Source organism: Aliiroseovarius marinus (assembly GCF_004360145.1).
Taxonomy (GTDB): domain Bacteria; phylum Pseudomonadota; class Alphaproteobacteria; order Rhodobacterales; family Rhodobacteraceae; genus Aliiroseovarius; species Aliiroseovarius marinus.
Map to the genome: position 1 here is coordinate 20,343 of NZ_SAIT01000003.1, position 19,774 is coordinate 40,116.

Consider the following 19,774-nt stretch of genomic DNA (forward strand, 5'->3'; position numbering starts at 1 on the left):
CGCATAGGGGCCTTCATCGCAAATTGTCGTTTAAAATCAGAGGCCCAGCTTGGCCGTCACGATTTCATTCACCGCCTTCGGGTTGGCCTTGCCGCCGGTGGCTTTCATCACCTGACCGACGAAGAACCCAACCAGTTTCGGGTTCTGTTTGGCTTTCTCGACCTGAGCGGGGTTGGCGGCGATCACCTCGTCCACGGCGGCTTCGATGGCGCCGGTGTCGGTGACCTGCTTCATGCCGCGGGCTTCCACGATCTCGGCCGGGTCGCCACCTTCTGTATAGACGATTTCAAACAGGTCCTTGGCGATCTTGCCTGAGATGTCGCCCTTGGCGATCAGCTTGATGATGCCACCCAGCTGTTCCGGGCTAACCGGGCTTTCCTTGATCGAGTGATCTTCTTTCTTCAGACGGCCAAACAGCTCGTTGATCACCCAGTTGGCGGCCAGCTTGCCGTCATTGCCCTCGGCCACGGCTTCAAAGAAGGCGGCGTTCTCGGCCTCGGCGGTCAGCACGTCGGCGTCATATTCCGACAGGCCGAAATCGGTCACGAAGCGGGCTTTCTTCTCGTCCGGCAGTTCCGGCAGGGTCTTGGCGATATCGTCCACCCACTCTTGCTCGATCTCCAGCGGCAGAAGATCAGGGCAGGGGAAGTAGCGATAGTCGTGGGCTTCTTCCTTCGAGCGCATCGAGCGAGTTTCGTTCTTGTCCGCGTCATAGAGACGGGTTTCTTGAACGACCTCGCCCCCATCTTCCAGAATGGCGATCTGGCGTTTGGCTTCATAGTCGATGGCCGCTTGAATGAAGCGCATCGAGTTCATGTTCTTGATCTCGCAACGGGTCCCCAGATGCGAGAAATCTTGCGTTTCCTGATATTTCTCGTACTGACCCGGACGGCAGACCGAAACGTTCACGTCCGCGCGCAGGTTGCCGTTTTGCATGTTGCCATCACAGGTGCCCAGATAGCGCAGGATCTGGCGCAGTTTGGTCACATATGCGGCGGCTTCCTCGGGCCCGCGAATGTCGGGACGGCTGACGATCTCCATCAGCGCTACACCGGTACGGTTCAGGTCGACGAAGGACATGTTGGGGTCCATGTCATGCACGGACTTACCGGCGTCTTGTTCAAGGTGGATACGCTCGATGCGCACCTTGCGGGCCACGCCCGGGCCCATATCCACGATCACTTCGCCTTCGCCAACGATGGGGTGATACAGCTGCGAGATCTGATAGCCCTGCGGCAGATCCGGATAGAAATAGTTTTTGCGGTCAAAGGCCGAGAACAGGTTGATGTCCGCCTTCAGGCCCAGACCGGTACGCACGGCCTGTTCCACACAATATTCGTTGATCACGGGCAGCATGCCGGGCATGGCGCTGTCCACGAAAGCCACGTTCGAGTTCGGCTCGGCGCCGAACTTCGTCGATGCGCCCGAAAACAGCTTCGCGTTCGAGCTGACCTGCGCGTGGATTTCCATCCCGATGACCAGTTCCCAGTCTTCCTTCGCCCCTGCAATCACTTTCGGCTGCGGGCTTTCATAGGCGAGATGATCAAGCATGTGTGTTTTCCCAAGTGTCAAAACCTGTCCGGGTTCTAGTTGAGGTGACGGGAAGGGGCAAGAGGGCAGGCGCGCAGGAAGGTTCGAGGTTTTGTGGCGAGAAATGGATATGCTGCGCCGCAGAAGGATTGCTAACCTGCCGAGAGTATTTGGTTTATTTCACCTGTGAATAAGAATGCATACCAGCCTTGCAAATAAGGCATATCAGCAAGTCATAGCCCATTGCTGCGCTGCGGCGAAAAAAGTGTTGCAATACGCAACCAACAGTCCTATTCCCCCCTGATCAGACACCGGGGGGACCGTCTGTACCAAACGTAGGTGGGAAAAATGAAACGGATTATGATGGGCCTTGTGGCGACAGTGATGCTGTCGGACGCCGTTATGGCCGAGGACTTTTTTGGCTCGCGCGCGTCGCGTCAGCCGGTACTAACTATGCAGTGGGATGAGAAGCCGCAGGCGAAAGCCTGGACCGAAGCGACCATCGCTGCATTGGAAAATCACGGAACCGTTCTGGCAGAAGTCGTCCCGGCGGACATCGCCGAGTGGTGCCCGGATTACGAAAATCAGGACACGGCAGGGCGTAACGCGTTCTGGGCGGGGCTTCTGTCCACGCTGTCCTTCTATGAAAGCACATGGCGCCAGACGGCTGTCGGCGGTGGCGGCAAGTGGTACGGGCTGGTGCAGATCCTGCCCGCAACTGCGCGCGGCTATGGCTGCGAAGCCCGCTCGGGCGAGGCGCTGAAGAACGGCGAGATGAACCTGTCCTGCGCCGTGCGCATCATGGCCGTGACCGTACCGCGTGACAACGTGGTGTCGCGCGGGATGAAGGGTGTGGCCGCCGACTGGGGCCCGTTCCATTCCAAGCGCAAGCGCGAGCAAATGCGTGAATGGGTGCGCGAGCAGAACTACTGCACTGCGGGCTAATCCCGGATTAAAACCTTAAAGACGGCCCTTGGGGTCGGTTGAAATAGAAAAGGCGGGAAATTCCCGCCTTTTTTTGTTTAACCGTTCAGGATGCGTCCCAGCATTTCCTGACTGTCGCGGCTCAGGCCGTCCGTCGCCAGAACCCGCTCGATCTGGGCTTTCATCATCGCCTGTCGGTCGGCGTCATAGCGCCGCCATGTCTCAAACCCTGACGACATGCGCGCTGTGATCTGCGGGTTCACAGGGTCCAGCTTGATCAGCCAATCGGCAAACAGTTTGTAGCCCGCGCCAGACGCGTTGTGGAAGCCCGCCGGGTTCATGATAAACGCGCCAAACACCGCGCGGAAACGGTTCGGGTTCTTCCAGTTGAAGGCGCTGTCTTCGGTCAGTTTGGCAACGATATCAGCCGTGTCTTCCGGCGCGGAATGGGTCACCTGCATGGCGAACCATTTGTCCATCACCAACTCGTCAGTTTCGAACCGCTCCCGGAAATCCGCCAGCGCCGTGTCGCCTTTCTGGGCCTGCAACAAAAGCCCGAGCGCACCCAGCCGAAGCGTCATGTTGTCGGCCCGATCATAAAGCGCCTGCGCCGCCGCGCCGCCGTCCAGACGGTTCAAAAGGTTCATCAGCCCCAGCCCCAGCGCGCGTTTGCCCGCTTGATCAGCGTTGGGCTGGAACGGGGCGGTCACCTCCATTTCCGCCATCAGACGGGGAAGTAGGTCCTGCAGATGCTCGGCCATTGCTTGCCACAGCGTCTGCTTTGCGCGGTAGATCTTCATCGGATCGGGGGTGACGCCCGCGTCGAACAGCGTCTGCGCCAGATCGTCCTGACCGGGCAAGCCAAGGGTGAGCGCACGGAAGGCGGGATCTAGGCTGTCGTCGCGCAGCATCACCGCGATGGCATGCAGATAGTCATCCAGCGGGGCGTCCTCGCCAGTGATCAGGGCGATCAACACGTCCCGGGCCAGCGTCCGGCCTGCTTCCCACTTGTTGAACGGGTCGGTGTCATGGGCCAGCAGGAAGGCGCGTTCTTGGGCCGAGGTTTCCCGCTCTAGGATCACCGGCGCCGAGAAGTGGCGCAGGATCGAGGGTGTGGGCTTCGCGGCCAGCCCCTCGAAGGTGAAACTTTGCTCGGCCTCGGTCATCTCAAGGATCTGCGTCGACTGCACCTCGTCGCCATTGGGACCCAGAAGGCCCACGGCCAGCGGGATGTGCTGCGGCAGTTTCTCGTCCTGACCGGGGGTCGGGGGCGTCGACTGCTTGAAGGTCAACGTATAGGTGCCGTCAGCCCAGTCTTCCGACACGGCGACGCGCGGCGTGCCGGCCTGTTTGTACCAGCGGCGGAACTGCGTCAGATCGCGCCCGGTGCTGTCTTCAAAGACCTTTACCCAATCCTCGATCGTCGCGGCCTCGCCATCGTGGCGGGAGAAATACAGATCCAGCGCTTTGTCATAGGCATCATTGCCCACCAAAACCCGCAACATACGGATCAGCTCGGCCCCTTTTTCATAGATCGTGGCCGTGTAGAAATTGTTGATCTCGACAAAACTGTCGGGCTGCACTTGGTGCGCCAGCGGGCCGTTATCTTCACGGAACTGACGACCACGAAGCGCAGAGACATCGTTGATCCGACACACCGCTTCCGACCGCATATCGCCCGAGAACTGCTGATCGCGGAACACTGTCAGCCCTTCTTTCAGGCTCAACTGGAACCAGTCGCGACAGGTGATGCGGTTGCCGGTCCAGTTGTGGAAATACTCATGCGCGATGATGGCCTCGATCCGTTCGAAATTCGCGTCCGTGGAGGTTTCGGGCGACGCAAGAACCGCCGAGGTGTTGAAGATGTTCAACCCCTTGTTCTCCATCGCGCCCATGTTGAAGTCAGACACGGCGACGATCTGGAAGATGTCGAGGTCATACTCGCGCCCGTAAACCTCTTCATCCCATTTCATCGAATCCTTCAGCGCTTGCATCCCGAACGCGGTTTTGCCCTCGTCACCGGGGCGCACCCACAGCTTCAGGTCCACATCCTTGCCGGACATGGTGGTGAAGCTGTCATCGCGCGCCACAAGATCGCCTGCGACCAGCGCGAACAGATAGGCGGGCTTGGGCCACGGATCGTCCCATTCGGCCCAACCGTCGCCCGAAGCGACCGGGTTGCCGTTGGACAGCATCACGGGCTCGCTGCCTTCAATGCGCACCTTGAAGGGGGCCATAACGTCCGGGCGGTCGGGGTAATAGGTGATGCGGCGGAAACCCTCGGCCTCGCACTGGGTGCAATACATGCCGTTCGACATGTAAAGCCCTTCGAGCGCGGTGTTGGTTTCTGGGCTGATTTCGACCTCGGCCTCCCAAACGAAAGGCGCGTCAGGTACGTCTGCTTGCAAGCCGCCGTCGACCAGTTCGGGCGTGATGTCTGTTCCGTCGATGGCCGCGCGGATCAGGGTAAGCCCTTCGCCATGCAAGAAAAATTCTTTGGATACTGCGTCCGGGTTCGGCCTGAACCGGATTGTCGACACCACCCGCGTCGCAGTAGGATGCAGGTGAAAGACCAGCTCGACCCCGTCGATCAGGTAAGCAGGGGGCGTGTAGTCGGCCAGATAGATCGGTTGGGGGGCAGCGTCTTTCATCAGAAATCCTTCGGGCTTAAGTCCAGACCCGAAATCTAGGCACGGGAGTGCAGGGCTGCAAGCCCGTCCAGACGTCATGTTGGCGAGGCTCAGATAAGCTTTGCTTAACCGAGGTCAAAATAAACCCACTTGCGCATTGGTTTCGTATCGGAAACTCTAGGGTGCATACAGAGGTATACGAGGGGTTTCGACATGAGCGACTATATCGAACGGGCAGGGCTTCAGGTTCATCGCGAACTTGGCCGCTTTCTGGAAACACGCGCGCTGGCGGGAACGGCACTGCGCTATGACGATTTCTGGAGCGGTTTTGCGCAGATCCTGACCGATCTGGCCCCGAAGAACCGGGCGCTACTTGAGAAACGCGCAGAGATTCAGCGGCAGCTGGATGCGTGGCACAAAGCCCGTGCGGGACAGCCCCACGATGCCGCTGCTTATCGTACCTTTCTGGAAGAGATCGGATACTTGGTGCCGGAAGGCCCGGACTTTGCGATCGAGACCGAAAACACCGACCCCGAGATTGCCCTGATCCCCGGTCCGCAACTGGTCGTGCCGATCATGAACGCGCGCTATGCGCTGAACGCGGCCAATGCGCGTTGGGGGAGCCTCTACGATGCGCTCTATGGCACGGATGCTTTGGGTGATCTGCCCGAAGGTAAGGGCTATAATCCCGCCCGTGGTGCCCGCGTCATCGCAGCGGCCAAAAGCTTTCTGGATGGCGTTCTTCCGCTGGCCGATGGCAGCTGGGCCGAAGCCATGCGGATCGGACACACACCGCCCGCCTTGGCCAAGCCCGGTCAGTTCCTCGGCAGTCGTGACAAGCTCTTCTTTTATGAAAACAACGGCTTGAAGATCATTCTTGAGTTCGATGACACCACCGAAATCGGCGCGTCGGACCCGCTGGGCCTGTCTGACGTTCGGCTGGAAAGCGCCATGTCGGCCATCATGGATTGCGAAGACAGTGTGGCCGCGGTGGATGCCGAGGACAAGGTGCTGGCCTATTCCAACTGGCTGGGGCTGATGGATGGGTCGCTGACCGAAGAGGTCAGCAAGGGCGGCAAAACGTTCGAGCGGAAGCTGAATGACGATCTGACGTTTGACGGCCCCGATGGTGAGGTCACGCTGAAGGGCCGCGCCCTGATGCTGGTGCGCAATGTGGGGCACCTGATGACCAACCCGGCGATCCTGTTGCCCGATGGCTCGGAAGTGCCCGAGGGGCTGATGGATGCCGTGGTCACCACGCTCTGCGCGATGCATGATTTGAAACGCAAGGGCGGAAACTCGGTCACCGGCTCGGTTTATGTGGTGAAGCCCAAGATGCACGGCCCGGAAGAGGTTGCCTTCGCGGACGAGATCTTTGACCGGGTGGAAGAGTTGCTGGGCCTGCCGCGTCACACCGTGAAGCTGGGCATCATGGACGAAGAACGCCGCACCTCGGCGAACCTGAAAGAATGCATTCGTGCCGCGAAGCACCGCGTGGCCTTCATCAATACAGGTTTCCTTGATCGCACAGGTGATGAAATCCACACCTCGATGGAAGCCGGTCCGATGATCCGCAAGGGCGAAATGAAGAATGCGGCGTGGATTGCCTCTTACGAGGATCGCAACGTGGATATCGGTCTGGCTTGTGGCTTGAAGGGCAGGGCGCAGATCGGCAAGGGCATGTGGGCCGCACCGGATCGGATGGCGGACATGCTGGACCAGAAGATCGGTCACCCCATGTCGGGTGCGAACTGCGCTTGGGTGCCCAGCCCGACGGCTGCGACCCTGCACGCGACGCATTACCATCAGGTGGACGTTCTTGCCCGCCAAGAGGAACTGCTGGAGGGAGGCGCGCGCGGCACGTTGGAAGACTTGCTGACCATCCCTGTTGCTGCCGGTGTAAACTGGTCCGAGGACGAAATCCGCGAAGAGATCGAAAACAACGCGCAAGGCATTCTGGGCTATGTGGTGCGCTGGATCGATGCGGGCGTTGGCTGCTCGAAAGTGCCGGACATTCACGACGTGGGCCTAATGGAAGACCGCGCGACCTGCCGGATTTCCAGTCAAGCGCTGGCAAACTGGCTGCATCACGGCGTTGTCTCGGAAGGCGAGGTGATGGCCGCCCTGCGCAAGATGGCCGTGAAGGTCGACGCACAAAACGCGGGCGATCCCAGCTATCAGCCGATGGCGCCCGGATATGACGGCGTGGCCTTTCACGCTGCCTGCGACCTTGTGTTCAAGGGCCGTGTGCAGCCATCCGGCTATACTGAACCCGTGCTGCACGCACGTCGTCTGGAAAAGAAAGCAGAGGCTTGAGGGACACTATGAACCGTATCACGTTGGACGCAGCGCGCGTCATTATTCACGACACGATGGCCTATGGTCGCGATAAGGGTATGAAGCCGCTGTCGGTGGTCGTTGTTGACGCTGGCGGTCATGTGCTGGCCTTTGAACGCGCTGACGGGGCGCCTCCCGGCCGGTTCGATATTGCACGCGGCAAGGCCTATGGCTCGGTCATGCTGGGGATCGGTGGCACCGCGCAACGCGACCGCGCCGAGGCGCAGGCCTATTTCATCGCCGCTGCTGGTGCCGCCTATGAGGGCAAGCTGGTGCCGGTGCCGGGTGGCATTCTGGTGCGCAATGATGCGGGCGAGGTGATCGGGGCCGTCGGGGTCACCGGCGACACCTCGGAAAATGACCTAGAAGCGGGTACAGTCGGCATCAAATCCGTCGGGCTGACCGCCGACGGCTGATCACCTGCGATCACAGTCCGTTAACAGGCAGCGCAAGGGGTTTGAACTTCCCTTTGCGCTGTTTTACGTTCCGGGAAACGAATATATCACAAGCGTCGGAGCAGACATGAAACGCCCCACTGTCGGCATTATCGGCAACTCCTATTTGCTGAATGACAACTACCCGACCCATGCGGGCGGCACGATGAACTCGGAAGCTGTGTCGCAGGTTGCGGGCTGTCTGCCCCTGATTGTTCCCACTGACCCGCGTTTTGTCACGGTAGACGAACTGCTTGAGACGTGCGACGGCTTCCTGTTCACCGGCGGGCGCCCCAATGTCCATCCCGAGGAATATGGCGAAGATGAAACCGAAGCGCATGGCGAATTTGACCGCTGCCGGGATGCCATTACGCTCCCCTTGATCCGTGCCTGTGTCGATCGCGGACAGCCGTTCTTCGGGATCTGCCGGGGCTTTCAAGAGGTCAATGTCGCCATGGGCGGCTCGCTCTATCCTGAAATCCGCGAACTTCCGGGGCGGATGAACCACCGGATGCCGCCGGACGGGACGCTTGAGGAAAAGTTTGCCATTCGCCACGACGTGCATTTCGACAAGGGCGGTGTGTTCTGCGATCTGCTGGGCGAAACCGTGCGGACAAATACGCTGCACGGGCAGGGGATCAAGACCTCGGGCCCACGCGTGATCATCGAAGGTCACGCCGATGACGGCACGCCCGAAGCCATCGTGATCAAGGATGCGCCCGGCTTTACACTGTCGGTTCAGTGGCACCCAGAGTATCGCGCCGCCGAAGACCCGGTCTCGCGCGTGTTGTTTACGGCGTTCGGGGATGCTGTGCGCGCCTGGGCTGCGGGCAAGGCGGCCTGATCACATCCCTGTGACCTGGCTGGTTTCCCGCCGGTTCACCGTTGACCTTCCCCCTGCTGGAACCCGTATCGCTGTCTTAAATGACGGTTGGACAAGGACGGGATCTGAATGAAACCTGCGTATTTCTATGGTGGTGCGGCGCTTGCCGGGGTGGCTGTGGCGGCATGGATCGGGTTTGGGCAGGTGCCAGATGTGGCTCCGCCCAACCCAGTGAGCGATGCGGCCCAATCTGATGCGGTCCCTACCGAGATGGTTCAAGTGAACCTGCCTAATCTGGGAAGCGACTATGCCGTCGGCGCGCGCGCCTTCACCGCAAAATGTGCAGCCTGTCACGGGCCATCCGCTGGAGGGATCGAGGGCGCGGGCCCGCCGCTGATCCACAAGATCTATGAACCCTCGCATCACGGGGACGCCGCCTTCTTCCGCGCGGCTGAGGTCGGCGTACGCGCCCACCACTGGACATTTGGTAACATGCCTCCGGTCGAGGGCATCACCCGTGCCGAGATTGCCGAGATCGTGAAGTATCTGCGTGCAGTCCAACGCGCCAACGGGATCCTCTGAACGCAAAAAAGGCCCCAGCGATCTGGGGCCTTTCTGATGTTCTTCTGGAGAAGTCTAGCGTGTCAGGTCCAGCACGCGGGCTTCGTACTTCTTCAACACCATACGCGCAGTGTCGCCATATTGGCGCGGTTCGCTGCGCAGTTCCGGGAACAGAGTGAACAGCTCGTCCCGTGCGGCCTCATCAACCGCTTTCAGACCCTGATGCCCCGGGTGGAAGCTTTCCGTCGCGGCGCCGTTGGCAAAGATCACCTGATGCGTATCGAACATGACGTGATAGTAGGTCACGCTGTCCACATCGGTCTGCGTGGCACATCCGCTGTGCAGCAGGTGGACTGCGGGGATCATGACCTCGGGCTGCGCAAATAGAAGGCTGGCCTGTGGTCCCTCATACACCATGCGATGCTGGGGCGAGACGATCAGCGCGCTGTGGTTGCCAAACGCGCCTTCTTGGATCCGGATCGGCGCAAGACGGCCAACGCCAGCAGTCGTCGTGTGGCTGATCCAGCGAATAGGCTGCAGACCGTGGTCGCGGGTGACCACCATGTCGCCCACGCGCAGCTCTTCAATGGGGCGTTCGCCGCGGTCGGTCAGGATCAGGCTGCCGGTCGTGAAGCAAATCACGTCGCGATAGTCCAGATCGCCGCCCGAGCCCAGATCTCCATCCGTATCCGGCAACGAGAAATTACCAGCAATGTCTACGTCGAGGTCATTGACATCCCAGCCGCTGACATCGTCGACCACATCCTTGATGCCGTCGCCATCCGCGTCGCCCGAGGCGTCGATGACGGACTGAAGAATGCCATGTCCAGCTTCTTCGGCGTCCGTCAGGCCGTCATTGTCACTGTCCGTATCCCGATAGTCGTCGGTGCCGTCCCCATCGGTGTCTTCGGGCGTCAGGCCGAAGGATCCGGCCAAGCCAGAGGTGGGGGTGGCGTCATAGGCATCGTCAATGCCATCGCCATCGCTATCATTGCCGGTGGGGGCGACATAGCCTGCGGTGGATTGTGCCTCGACGTTGTCCGTGATGCCGTCATTGTCGCTGTCCAGATCAAGGAAATCCAGAACACCATCGCCATCTGTATCGACCGCAGTCAGACCGTTCGATCCGGCGGCACCGGTTGTCGGTGTCGCATCATAGGCATCATCCACCCCGTCACCGTCGGCATCATTGCCGGTCGGCGCAACATAACCCGCCGAGCTCTGTGCCTCGACATTGTCGGTAATGCCGTCATTGTCACTGTCCAGATCAAGGTGGTCGGCAATGCCGTCACCATCAGTATCTTTCGCAACGCCCTCGACCGAGAATGTTTCGGTGGTTCCATTGCCAAAATTCGGGTTCGATCCGCTATCTACGACCGTGGTGCCATCTACGGCGATCGAGTAGCTGGCGGTGTCTCCGCCGGCCAGACCGTCGCCATAGTCGTCAAGAATGGTGAACTCATAATCGCCCAGACCGTCGACAGGGACATCCCAGCTTTGAACGCCCGAACCGGAGACCGTACCTGAATCAATCAGGTTTCCGTCAGGATCGCGTAGCTCCCAGCGGGTGTTATCGATATCTGCATATTGGTCGCCATCAATGGTAATTGTGATGGTCGAGGGGCTGTCCATCTCGTCTTCGTTCAGGATGCCGTCGCCATCGATATCAAGATCAACATCATCCCCAACGCCGTCGCCATCCGTATCCGGGGCAGGCACGTCGAAGGTCAGGTCCGAGATCCCCGAACCACCTGTCTGCGGCGCATCCGGACCGGGTTCGTAGGTCAGAACCAGCTGAGAGATCGGGCCAGACAGGTTGACGTCGATGTCGTTGGCGTTTGTGCCCTCGGTCTGGATCGATACCGTCCCGTCATCATTCGTAATGATCAGTTCGTCATCAATTCCTGACAGGCTGGCGATCACGTCGTCGGCCGGTATCAGATTGCCATCCGCGTCATAGGCCGCGATGGTCCAATAGTCGTCATAGGTTGATGCGCCATCATCATTGACGTGATCGATGGTGAAGGACAGGTTTTCGACGGGGGTCGAGAATTCATAGTCAGCGGTGATCGGCGATGAGACCGCGAAGGCCCCAAACTCGGAAACGTTGTTCCCGCCTTGGGACGCGTCCCAACTGCCCGTGAATGACGCAGTTACGTCAGTGCTATACGGTCCATCGTTGATTGTGGTTGTGCCGCCGACGGCTGTCCCGCCTGCACCGGTCAGCCAAATAGCATTGTCCAAAGTTGCCATGCAACTTCCCCCGTCTTTCACTCATTAACAAGCGCTCGGACCGGACCCCTCCGGCATTGAACGCCACACTCACAACTGCCACCGAGAAAGTGGTTTACTCGAAAATCGGTCTCACACGCGGGACTAAACCCGACAAGCGAAACATACTCGCCACTCAATCTAGGACAGGGCTCTTAAAATATTCTGATTGAGACATTTTCAAGGCGGGTGACTAAAATTTAAGCCTTTCCCTAGAGGAAATCACAGGTTGTTGAAGGCCGTTGTTTCTAAGTGCGCATCAAAGGTTGAGTCGCGCAGATATTGACGACGTTTTGCGTGAAATTCGGAATCAGCGCTGTTCCATGAATCGCTTCAAACGCGCCAATCCTTCGCGAATATCCGCCGTTGAGCGGGCGTAAGAGAACCTCAGGGTCTGGTGTCCGCGAATCGGATCGAAATCCATGCCGGGGGTGACGGCAATGTCGGCTTTTTCGAGGATCTCGGCGGCAAAGGCACGACTGTCATCGGTATGTGCGCTGACATCGGCATAAATATAGAAGGCCCCGTCCGGCGGCGCGATCTTGTCGAACCCCGCCTTGGGCAGTTCCTCCAGCATCAGCTGTCGGTTGGTGCGATACGTGGCGAGGTTGGCGTCCAACTCGTCACGGGCGTTTAGGGCGCCCAGTGCTGCTACCTGGCTGGCATGGGGTGGGCAGATGAACATGTTCTGGGCCAAACGCTCGACGGTACGGATGTGATCCTCGGGCACGACCATCCAGCCCACGCGCCACCCGGTCATCGAGAAATACTTCGAGAAGCTGTTGATCACGTAGATGTCATCCGAGACTTCCAGCGCTGAAATCGCGCGCCCTTCATATTGCAGACCGTGATAGATCTCGTCCGCGATGAAGCTGGTGTTCTTGGCGCGGCAGGTGTCGATCAGTCCTCCCAGCGCGGCATGGTCCAGCATGGTCCCCGACGGGTTCGCGGGCGAGGCGGTGATCAGGCCGGCCAGCCCATCGGGGATGTCTGCCGGCACAGGTTGTAGCCGGTTTTCAGGCTTGGTGGGCAAACCGACCGGGGTCAGATCCAGCGCCTTCAGAATTTGCCGATACGAGGGGTATCCCGGTTCGCCCAGGCCAACCTTGTCGCCCGCATCAAACAGCGCGGTGAAGGCCAGAATAAAGGCGCCCGAGCTACCGGGGGTGACCACAACGCGTTCGGGGTTGAGGTCCAGATTGTACCAATCTTTATAAAGCTTTGCGATGCCTTCGCGCAGGGCGGGCAGGCCCAGTGCGACAGTATATCCCAGCGCGTCGCTTTCCATCGCGTCGACCAAAGCGGCGCGCGCCGCTGTGGGGGCGGGTGTCGACGGCTGACCGACCTCCATATGGATGATTGGGCGGCCCTCGGCCTCGGCCGCGCGGGCGGCTTCCATCACATCCATGACAATAAAGGGATCAACGTTACCACGGGTCGAGTTTTTCATCTGGGCCTCATTGCGGTCTCGGCAGAATTGGGGCGGGCAGGGCGGTGCCCGATCGTGTCGCCTGCCTGCCTGTCCCGTCCTGTGAAGTCAAGCTGGTGTCGGTGTCGCAGCGGGGGCAGTGGCGTGCGTAGATTGGCTCCGATCCCGGCGTCGGACGCGACGCAACGGTTGGCAGCACGCGCGCCATAGATTACATCCGAGTTAACATTGAATATAAAAGCCCCCTTGGGGCGCCCAGACAGGATCCCGATCGCATGACATTTCCCTTTTCCCTGCGCAAAGCTGCCCTGACCGCCACCATGATTGCAGCGACGGCCCTGCCAGCCAGCGCGCTGGACCTGACCAACCTGTCGGATGACGAACGCAATGCCCTGCGCGACGAAATCCGCGCCTATCTTCTGGACAATCCCGAAGTGATGATCGAGGTCTTCGCCGAATTGGAGCAGCGACAGGCGCAGGAACAGGTCGAGCAAGACAAGACTTTGGTTCAGGTCAATGCCGAAGCGATCTTCAATGACGGATTCTCGCATGTGATGGGCAACCCGGATGGGGACTATACGATTGTCGAGTTCGTGGATTACCAATGTGGCTTCTGCCGCAAGGCCCATAGCGTGCTGCAAGATCTTCTGGCTGCCGACGGCAACATCCGTCTGATCCTGAAAGAGTTCCCGATCCTCAGCGAAGGCAGCCTGATGTCGGCGCAGTTCGCCATCTCGGCCCAGCAGCTATTTGGCGCCGAGGCCTATGAGGTTCTGCACAACGAGTTGATCACCCTGCGTGGCAATGTGACCGAGGCCCGTCTGGTCGAACTGGCCGATGATCTGGAGCTGGACGGGGCGGCGATTGCGGCGGGCATGGCCTCGGCCGAAGTGCAGCGCATCCTGACCGAGAACCGCGAGCTGGGCAAACGGCTGCAAGTCACCGGCACCCCGGCCTTTGTCATGAACGACACCATGGCGCGCGGCTTCATGGAACTGGAACAGATGCAGCAGATTATCGCGGCAGGCCGCGCGGCGCAGTAAGCGGTGTCCATCGTGCCGCTGACATCAAGACGCCGGAACTGGTTGGTAGGCGCGGTATTGGCTGCGCTGTGCCCGCTCATGGCTGCGGCCAACAGCGAGCTTGCGCCTGAAACGTCGCTTCATCCCAAGGCGCGCCCCGGCGAGGCGACGCCTATTCAAGAGGCCACCGGTGCGGCGGAAAGTGTCGAACCTGTCCTGTCCGTCCCCACCCAAAGCCCCGCTGCGCTGAGCGGCTTGGCCTATCTGGCGGGTGACGGCGTCACGCTTCAAGACCGGTGGCGCGGCGTCGCCATCGAGGTGCCGATGACTCAGGCGGTGCCGTGGCGTGTGTTCACCTTGGACGATCCCCGGCGTCTGGTCGTGGATTTCTCAGAGTTGGACTGGCAGGGCATTGATATCCCAAAGCTTCTGGCTCAGGGCGACTGGTTTTCGGACATTCATGCAGGGCTCTACCGTCCCGGCTGGACGCGGATTGTGTTCAGTTTGAATGCTCCGGTCGACGTGGTGTCGGCTGGTCTATCCACCCAAGAACAGCCCGTGGCCGTGTCCCAGCGGGTCGAGGGCGCGCGCCTGCGTGTTGATCTGGCGGCGGTCTCGGGCGCGGAGTTCGCGGCGAAGGCAGGGGCGCCCAAGGATGCCCTGTTTGACCGCCCGGCGCGTCCCATGCCTGCGCCCAAAACGCGCCAGCGTGGGGTCGGTGATGTGACCGTGGTGCTGGACCCCGGACATGGCGGCATCGATCCGGGGGCCGAGCGGGGCGGCGTGGTCGAGGCCCATCTGATGCTGCGCTTTGCGCGCGAGTTGAAGGAAGAGCTGGTGCGCGCGGGGGGCTTCAACGTCGTCCTGACCCGTGACCGCGACGAATTCGTACCGTTGGAAGAGCGTGTCTCGATCGCGCGGCGGGCTGGCGCCGATGTGTTCCTGTCGCTGCACGCGGATGCTTTGGCGCAAGGGCGGGCGACCGGGGCGAGCGTCTATACCCTGTCGCAAGAAGCCTCGGACGAGGCGTCGCGCAAACTGGCCGAACGCCATGATCGCAGCGATATTCTGGCCGGTGTAGACCTGTCACAGCAGGATGATGCGGTGGCGCTGGTTTTGATGGATTTGGCACGGGCCGACACGGCACCGCGTGCCGAATCCTTGGCCGACAGCCTTGTCGAAGGGATCCACAGCGCCACTGGGTCAACCTATAAAACCCCGCGCATGCAGGCCGGGTTCTCGGTCCTGAAAGCGGCGGATATTCCGTCGGTGCTGATCGAGCTTGGCTTCCTGTCGTCCGAGCGGGACCGCAAGCTTCTGACCTCGCGTGAATGGCGGGCGGATGCGGCGCGGGGCATTCGGGAAGCGCTGCAATACTGGGTGTTGCAGGACGCAGGTCAGGCTGATCTTTTACGTCAATAGAGACGCTTAAGGCGCTGTTATAAAAGTAAAAAGGCCACTCAATGAGTGGCCTTTCCTTGTTTTCCTGTCTTACAGACCTTTGGCGCGATAGCTGGCCGCGATGCGGTCAATCGCCACGATGAACGCGGCCATGCGCAAGTCATCCACGTCATCGCGCGCATGCCACACTTCGCGCATGGACTGATAGGCCACGCGCATCGTGTCATCCAGACCCGAGCGCACCAGCTCAAGCTCGTCTGCGCCGCGCAGGTACTTCTCTTTGAACTCTGGCGACATCGACCAGGCGTCGCCAAGATAGCGATCCAGTCGCTCCAGCTCGTCTACCACCAGCTGGTGACGGGCTTCTTCCTGACGGCGTTGCATGCGACCAAAGCGGATGTGGCTGAGGTTCTTGACCCATTCGAAATAGGACACGGTCACACCGCCCGCGTTGGCATAAAGGTCGGGGATGATCACCGTTCCTTTGTCACGCAGAACCTTGTCCGCGCCCGAGGTGATCGGGCCATTCGCGGCCTCGATGATCAAGGGGGCTTGAACACGCTCGGCATTGGTCAGGTTGATCACGCCTTCAAGGGCCGCCGGGATCAGGATGTCACACTCAATTTCCAGCAGCTCGGCACCATTTTCGACATATTGCGCGTCTGCAAAGCCCTTCACACCGCCATGGCCCGAGATCCACTGGTGGACGGCCTCAACGTCCAAACCATTGGCATCATACAACGCGCCATCACGCTCGATGATCGCGATGATCCGCGCGCCGTCTTCATGCGACAGGAACTTCGCGGCGTGGTAGCCCACATTGCCAAGCCCCTGCACAACGATGCGCTTGTCTTTCAGCTTGCCTTCAAGGTTCGCGATCTTCACGTCCTCGGGGTGGCGGAAGAACTCGCGCAGGGCATATTGCACGCCGCGCCCGGTTGCCTCGACCCGGCCCGAAATCCCGCCCGCATGCGGCGGTTTGCCGGTCACACAGGCGCGCGCGTTGATGTCGGTGGTGTTCATGCGGGCATATTGGTCGGCGATCCACGCCATCTCGCGCTCGCCGGTGCCCATGTCGGGGGCAGGGACGTTTTGCGACGGGTTGATCAGGTCGCGTTTTGCCAGCTCATAGGCGAAACGACGGGTGATCAGTTCCAACTCGTGCTCTTCATATTCGCGCGGATCGATGCACAGCCCGCCTTTCGAGCCGCCAAACGGCGTTTCCACCAGTGCGCATTTGAACGTCATGAGCGAGGCCAGCGCCTCGACCTCGTCCTGATCCACGGAAATGGCATAGCGAATGCCACCTTTTACGGGTTCCATATGCTCTGAGTGAACAGAGCGATAGCCGGTGAACGTCTTGATCTCGCCGCGCAGACGCACGCCAAAACGGACCGTGTAGGTCGCGTTACAGACCCGGATCTTTTCTTCCAGGCCGGATGGCAGGTTCATCAGGGATGCTGCCCGATTGAACATCAGTTCAACGGACTCTCTAAAACTCGGCTCATTCGTAAGGGACATTTTGTACCTCTGTACAGGTTTTGCATTGTTTTGCTGCGATGCCGCAGAATCGTTTTGATCCGCGACATTACGACACAGAGGTTATGAAGAATTGACCAAAGTGCCACCCCATAACATACCCGACCGAATGGTCGTGATAGGGTGGGGTTGTTGCCGTTTTGCGGTCAATCAGGGCGCAGATCTCAATTTAAGCGGGTGGCGCGAACAGTTCTTGCATTTTGAACTACTTTAAGTAGTGTGACGCAAAGGTAACCTTGGGTATGCCTTATTTTTGACACAGGAAGTTTGGTAAATGCCAGCTTACTGGGAATGGGTGCATTTTCCTTGTCCGGCACGAAGTTTGGTGTCGCGGAAGGTGCGAGAGCTCATACTTCGGAGCGTACGAGTATGTTGGTAATGAATTCAAAAGCGCGGCGTCCGCGTCGTAGACCGCTTCTAGTTTTAAGAGACTTCATCGCGCAAGAAGACGGTGCGATGATCGGGTTTTCTCTGCTTGTTTTTCTGGCAATGCTGATCTTCTCGGGACTGGCCATTGATTTGATGCGCCACGAGCTGCACCGCACCCGAATTCAATCCACAATGGACCGCGCCCTGTTGGCCGCTGCGCATCCGGATCAGGAAACTGACCGGAAAGAGGTGGTTCTGGACTATTTCAAGCGGGCAGGGCTTGATGGGATCGTCAAACGTGAGGACATCAAAGTTCTGGTTGCCCAAGACGGGACGAGTGTAAGCGCGTTTGCCAACAGCAGCATCCATACACCATTCCTGAACTATGTCGGGGTCAGCAGCTTGCCCGCGCCAGCAGGCGGCGGCGCCGCAAAGGCGAACGTGCTGACCGAGATCTCGCTGGTCGTGGACGTGTCCGGATCGATGGCGAATAACTCGTCAAACGGGGTGTCGAAGATTTCAGAGCTGCGCAAAGCGGCGACTGAGTTCTCCAACTTGTTGCTGTGCGACGCGAAGAACCCTGCAACTCCTGCGAATTGGGAAGACTGCACGATCAAAAGCAAAAAGACGTCTCTGTCGCTGGTGCCGTATTCGACGCAGGTGAATGTAGGGGCAACCATTCTTGGAAAGTTTGATCGTCAGGATGCGCAGACGGATGCGTATTGTGTTGATTTCCCGGACAGCGAGTTCACCAAGACTGCCGTCGTGCCGAAGGTCGACATGAGTGTCGAGCCAGAGAAGGCGGTGACGCAGGCCGCGAAGTTCTTCCGGTACTTCCAAAGCGGCAGCAGATCTAGCGGGGATTTCCAAATTCCAGCCTCTGACTTCGGCAGACGAAATGCATATTTGTCCTGCCATACGGACAGCTGGCGCGAAGTGTCCGCGCTTGAAGATAACCCGGCGCATATGGAAGCGCGCATCAAGACGCTTCAGGCCAGCGGGGACACCGCAATCGATATCGGTATGAAGTGGGGCGTTGCGCTTCTGGATAACGCGATGGAGCCGGCCATCACGGATCTCATCGCCGACGGGCAGGTGCACAGCGAGTTTGCAAGTCGTCCCCTTGATCCCGCAACGACAGCGTCGTCAAAGTTCGTCGTGCTGATGACAGACGGCCAAAACACCAACCACCACCACTTGGTCGATGGTTATCGGACTGGTCCGTCTCTGTTCTGGTTCAATGATGAAAGGAACATCATATCGGTTCTCGACATTGGCAATGACCCCGACAGCGATCACGACGATACCTATATATGGTTTGACGCAGACGAACGGCCCAGAACGCGAGGTGAGTACTATAATGGTCATCGTGGTATGCCGACCTATTTGCGTCGCGACAAGCCGTATGGTCTGGACGGCGCACGGGATTGCATCCAGAACCGCCATGGCAGTTGGCATTGCACAACAGACGGGTATGACACGACAGAGCGCCTGACGTGGGAAGAGTTTTGGGCGGCTGGTTTTACCTGGCGCATGTTCGAACTGGACGCGCATTCTGTGTTCAAGAACCGGAATGCAAACGGCGTCAATATTCCAGGGCGCTTGATTTCCAACAGCCAGAACAGCGGCGCGGTGGACGCAAATGGCAATCCGATCAAGGCCATCGATAAGCGCCTGCTGGATCAATGCGATGCTGCCAAGCTGGCCGGCATGACGATCTATACGATCGAGATGGAAACGCCGAATACAGCAACAGACGCCATGCAGAAATGTGCGTCCACCAAAGACGGCAAGCTTTTGCATTACAAAGTCGATGCCAACCTGGATCTTTCCACGGTGTTTGGTCGCATCGCCGAAGACATCAACCGTCTTCGTCTTACGCATTAACAAGTCGGGCGGGCAATAGAGTGCTCGTTGGTCGCCCAGAGTAATCCAATTGTGGAGACACATGCAGTGGCACAGAGTAGAAGCACAATCAGGGCGCGCGCGTCAGGTTTGATGTGGTGGCGCGATGAGACGGGAAGCTCGACGGTCGAGTTCGTCCTGTGGTTCCCATTGTTCATGACGCTGTTTTTGACGTCTTTCGAGCTGTCATATTACGGAATGCGTTCGGTGTTTCTGGAGCGTGCGGTGGATATGACCGTACGCGAGATGCGTCTGGGCATCAGCCGTCCTCAGAACACCACGCAGTTCAAAGCGCAGGTGTGCGAGAAGACGCTACTTGCGGGCAGTTGTGCCGACGATTTGATGGTCGAGTTGATCCTGGTGGATCAGGCCACGTGGAGCATGCCGACGGGCAGCATCAGTTGCATTGACCGGAGTGACCCGATGCAACCGCTACCGGCCTTTGGTGGAGGCGGAGGCGGCGATCTGATGCTGCTGCGGGTGTGCTGGCTTAAGCTCCCGTTCTTTGCCACCACGCCGCTTGTGATGGGCTTGCCGCGCGACGCAAATGGCGAAATCGCCCTATCTGCCGTGTCGACTTATGTGAACGAACCGTGATG

At 59.4% G+C, this 19,774-nt stretch carries 14 protein-coding genes; 9 read left to right on the forward strand and 5 right to left on the reverse strand.

Going from position 1 to position 19,774, the window contains the following annotated elements; translation table 11 throughout:
• Positions 1 to 36: 36 nt before the first annotated feature.
• Positions 37 to 1,551: an Asp-tRNA(Asn)/Glu-tRNA(Gln) amidotransferase subunit GatB gene (gene gatB, locus EOL43_RS09860; protein WP_133488060.1), complete on the reverse strand. Its 1,515-nt coding sequence runs from the start codon at positions 1,549 to 1,551 to the stop codon at positions 37 to 39.
• A gap of 327 nt (positions 1,552 to 1,878) precedes the next feature.
• Here gatB and EOL43_RS09865 point away from each other — a divergent pair, with 327 nt between their 5' ends.
• Positions 1,879 to 2,475: a transglycosylase SLT domain-containing protein gene (locus tag EOL43_RS09865; RefSeq protein ID WP_133488061.1), complete on the forward strand. Its 597-nt coding sequence runs from the start codon at positions 1,879 to 1,881 to the stop codon at positions 2,473 to 2,475.
• A gap of 77 nt (positions 2,476 to 2,552) precedes the next feature.
• Here EOL43_RS09865 and pepN read toward each other — a convergent pair whose 3' ends face one another.
• Complete coding sequence (pepN, locus tag EOL43_RS09870) at positions 2,553 to 5,105, reverse strand: aminopeptidase N (protein ID WP_133488063.1); 2,553 nt, start codon at positions 5,103 to 5,105, stop codon at positions 2,553 to 2,555.
• A 192-nt stretch (positions 5,106 to 5,297) separates the two neighbouring features.
• On the opposite strand from pepN, the gene EOL43_RS09875 reads away from it, so the two are divergent.
• The 4 genes from EOL43_RS09875 (at position 5,298) to EOL43_RS09890 (ending at position 9,260) form a co-directional block, all read left to right on the forward strand.
• Entirely contained in the window at positions 5,298 to 7,400 is a 2,103-nt protein-coding gene (locus tag EOL43_RS09875) for a malate synthase G (protein WP_133488065.1), read from the forward strand.
• A gap of 8 nt (positions 7,401 to 7,408) precedes the next feature.
• Entirely contained in the window at positions 7,409 to 7,837 is a 429-nt protein-coding gene (locus EOL43_RS09880; RefSeq protein ID WP_133488067.1) for a GlcG/HbpS family heme-binding protein, read from the forward strand.
• 106 nt (positions 7,838 to 7,943) lie between these two features.
• The gene (locus EOL43_RS09885; RefSeq protein ID WP_133488069.1) at positions 7,944 to 8,699 is read left to right on the forward strand and encodes a gamma-glutamyl-gamma-aminobutyrate hydrolase family protein; all 756 of its coding nucleotides are present in this window, start codon (positions 7,944 to 7,946) and stop codon (positions 8,697 to 8,699) included.
• 108 nt (positions 8,700 to 8,807) lie between these two features.
• Positions 8,808 to 9,260 (forward strand): c-type cytochrome, encoded by a 453-nt coding sequence (locus EOL43_RS09890; protein WP_240686521.1) that lies wholly within the window; start codon positions 8,808 to 8,810, stop codon positions 9,258 to 9,260.
• A gap of 54 nt (positions 9,261 to 9,314) precedes the next feature.
• On the opposite strand, the gene EOL43_RS09895 is transcribed toward EOL43_RS09890, so the two are convergent.
• Both EOL43_RS09895 and EOL43_RS09900 read right to left on the reverse strand, forming a co-directional pair.
• Positions 9,315 to 11,492, reverse strand: a complete 2,178-nt coding sequence (locus EOL43_RS09895; RefSeq protein ID WP_133488071.1) for a Hint domain-containing protein — start codon at positions 11,490 to 11,492, stop codon at positions 9,315 to 9,317.
• Between the two features lie 328 nt (positions 11,493 to 11,820).
• On the reverse strand, positions 11,821 to 12,960 hold the full coding sequence (locus EOL43_RS09900; RefSeq protein ID WP_133488073.1) for a pyridoxal phosphate-dependent aminotransferase: 1,140 nt from the start codon (positions 12,958 to 12,960) through the stop codon (positions 11,821 to 11,823).
• Positions 12,961 to 13,214: 254 nt separating this feature from the next.
• Here EOL43_RS09900 and EOL43_RS09905 point away from each other — a divergent pair, with 254 nt between their 5' ends.
• Together EOL43_RS09905 and EOL43_RS09910 are read left to right on the forward strand one after the other, a co-directional pair.
• The gene (locus EOL43_RS09905; RefSeq protein WP_133488075.1) at positions 13,215 to 13,982 is read left to right on the forward strand and encodes a DsbA family protein; all 768 of its coding nucleotides are present in this window, start codon (positions 13,215 to 13,217) and stop codon (positions 13,980 to 13,982) included.
• 12 nt (positions 13,983 to 13,994) lie between these two features.
• Positions 13,995 to 15,383 (forward strand): N-acetylmuramoyl-L-alanine amidase, encoded by a 1,389-nt coding sequence (locus EOL43_RS09910; protein ID WP_240686522.1) that lies wholly within the window; start codon positions 13,995 to 13,997, stop codon positions 15,381 to 15,383.
• A gap of 69 nt (positions 15,384 to 15,452) precedes the next feature.
• Here EOL43_RS09910 and EOL43_RS09915 read toward each other — a convergent pair whose 3' ends face one another.
• Positions 15,453 to 16,883 (reverse strand): Glu/Leu/Phe/Val family dehydrogenase, encoded by a 1,431-nt coding sequence (locus EOL43_RS09915; protein ID WP_133488077.1) that lies wholly within the window; start codon positions 16,881 to 16,883, stop codon positions 15,453 to 15,455.
• A gap of 474 nt (positions 16,884 to 17,357) precedes the next feature.
• Here EOL43_RS09915 and EOL43_RS09920 point away from each other — a divergent pair, with 474 nt between their 5' ends.
• Together EOL43_RS09920 and EOL43_RS09925 are read left to right on the forward strand one after the other, a co-directional pair.
• Positions 17,358 to 19,157 (forward strand): Tad domain-containing protein, encoded by a 1,800-nt coding sequence (locus EOL43_RS09920; RefSeq protein ID WP_166636228.1) that lies wholly within the window; start codon positions 17,358 to 17,360, stop codon positions 19,155 to 19,157.
• A 111-nt stretch (positions 19,158 to 19,268) separates the two neighbouring features.
• Entirely contained in the window at positions 19,269 to 19,772 is a 504-nt protein-coding gene (locus tag EOL43_RS09925) for a TadE/TadG family type IV pilus assembly protein (RefSeq protein WP_133488081.1), read from the forward strand.
• Positions 19,773 to 19,774 lie beyond the last annotated feature (2 nt).

What these genes read in the sequence shown, in the direction of transcription:
- gatB (WP_133488060.1), bottom strand. Translation starts at nt 1,551, where the DNA reads ATGCTTGATCATCTCGCCTATGAAAGCCCGCAGCCGAAAGTGATTGCA.
- EOL43_RS09865 (WP_133488061.1), top strand. Translation starts at nt 1,879, where the DNA reads ATGAAACGGATTATGATGGGCCTTGTGGCGACAGTGATGCTGTCGGAC.
- pepN (WP_133488063.1), bottom strand. Translation starts at nt 5,105, where the DNA reads ATGAAAGACGCTGCCCCCCAACCGATCTATCTGGCCGACTACACGCCC.
- EOL43_RS09875 (WP_133488065.1), top strand. Translation starts at nt 5,298, where the DNA reads ATGAGCGACTATATCGAACGGGCAGGGCTTCAGGTTCATCGCGAACTT.
- EOL43_RS09880 (WP_133488067.1), top strand. Translation starts at nt 7,409, where the DNA reads ATGAACCGTATCACGTTGGACGCAGCGCGCGTCATTATTCACGACACG.
- EOL43_RS09885 (WP_133488069.1), top strand. Translation starts at nt 7,944, where the DNA reads ATGAAACGCCCCACTGTCGGCATTATCGGCAACTCCTATTTGCTGAAT.
- EOL43_RS09890 (WP_240686521.1), top strand. Translation starts at nt 8,808, where the DNA reads ATGAAACCTGCGTATTTCTATGGTGGTGCGGCGCTTGCCGGGGTGGCT.
- EOL43_RS09895 (WP_133488071.1), bottom strand. Translation starts at nt 11,492, where the DNA reads ATGGCAACTTTGGACAATGCTATTTGGCTGACCGGTGCAGGCGGGACA.
- EOL43_RS09900 (WP_133488073.1), bottom strand. Translation starts at nt 12,960, where the DNA reads ATGAAAAACTCGACCCGTGGTAACGTTGATCCCTTTATTGTCATGGAT.
- EOL43_RS09905 (WP_133488075.1), top strand. Translation starts at nt 13,215, where the DNA reads ATGACATTTCCCTTTTCCCTGCGCAAAGCTGCCCTGACCGCCACCATG.
- EOL43_RS09915 (WP_133488077.1), bottom strand. Translation starts at nt 16,883, where the DNA reads ATGTCCCTTACGAATGAGCCGAGTTTTAGAGAGTCCGTTGAACTGATG.
- EOL43_RS09920 (WP_166636228.1), top strand. Translation starts at nt 17,358, where the DNA reads ATGATCGGGTTTTCTCTGCTTGTTTTTCTGGCAATGCTGATCTTCTCG.
- EOL43_RS09925 (WP_133488081.1), top strand. Translation starts at nt 19,269, where the DNA reads ATGTGGTGGCGCGATGAGACGGGAAGCTCGACGGTCGAGTTCGTCCTG.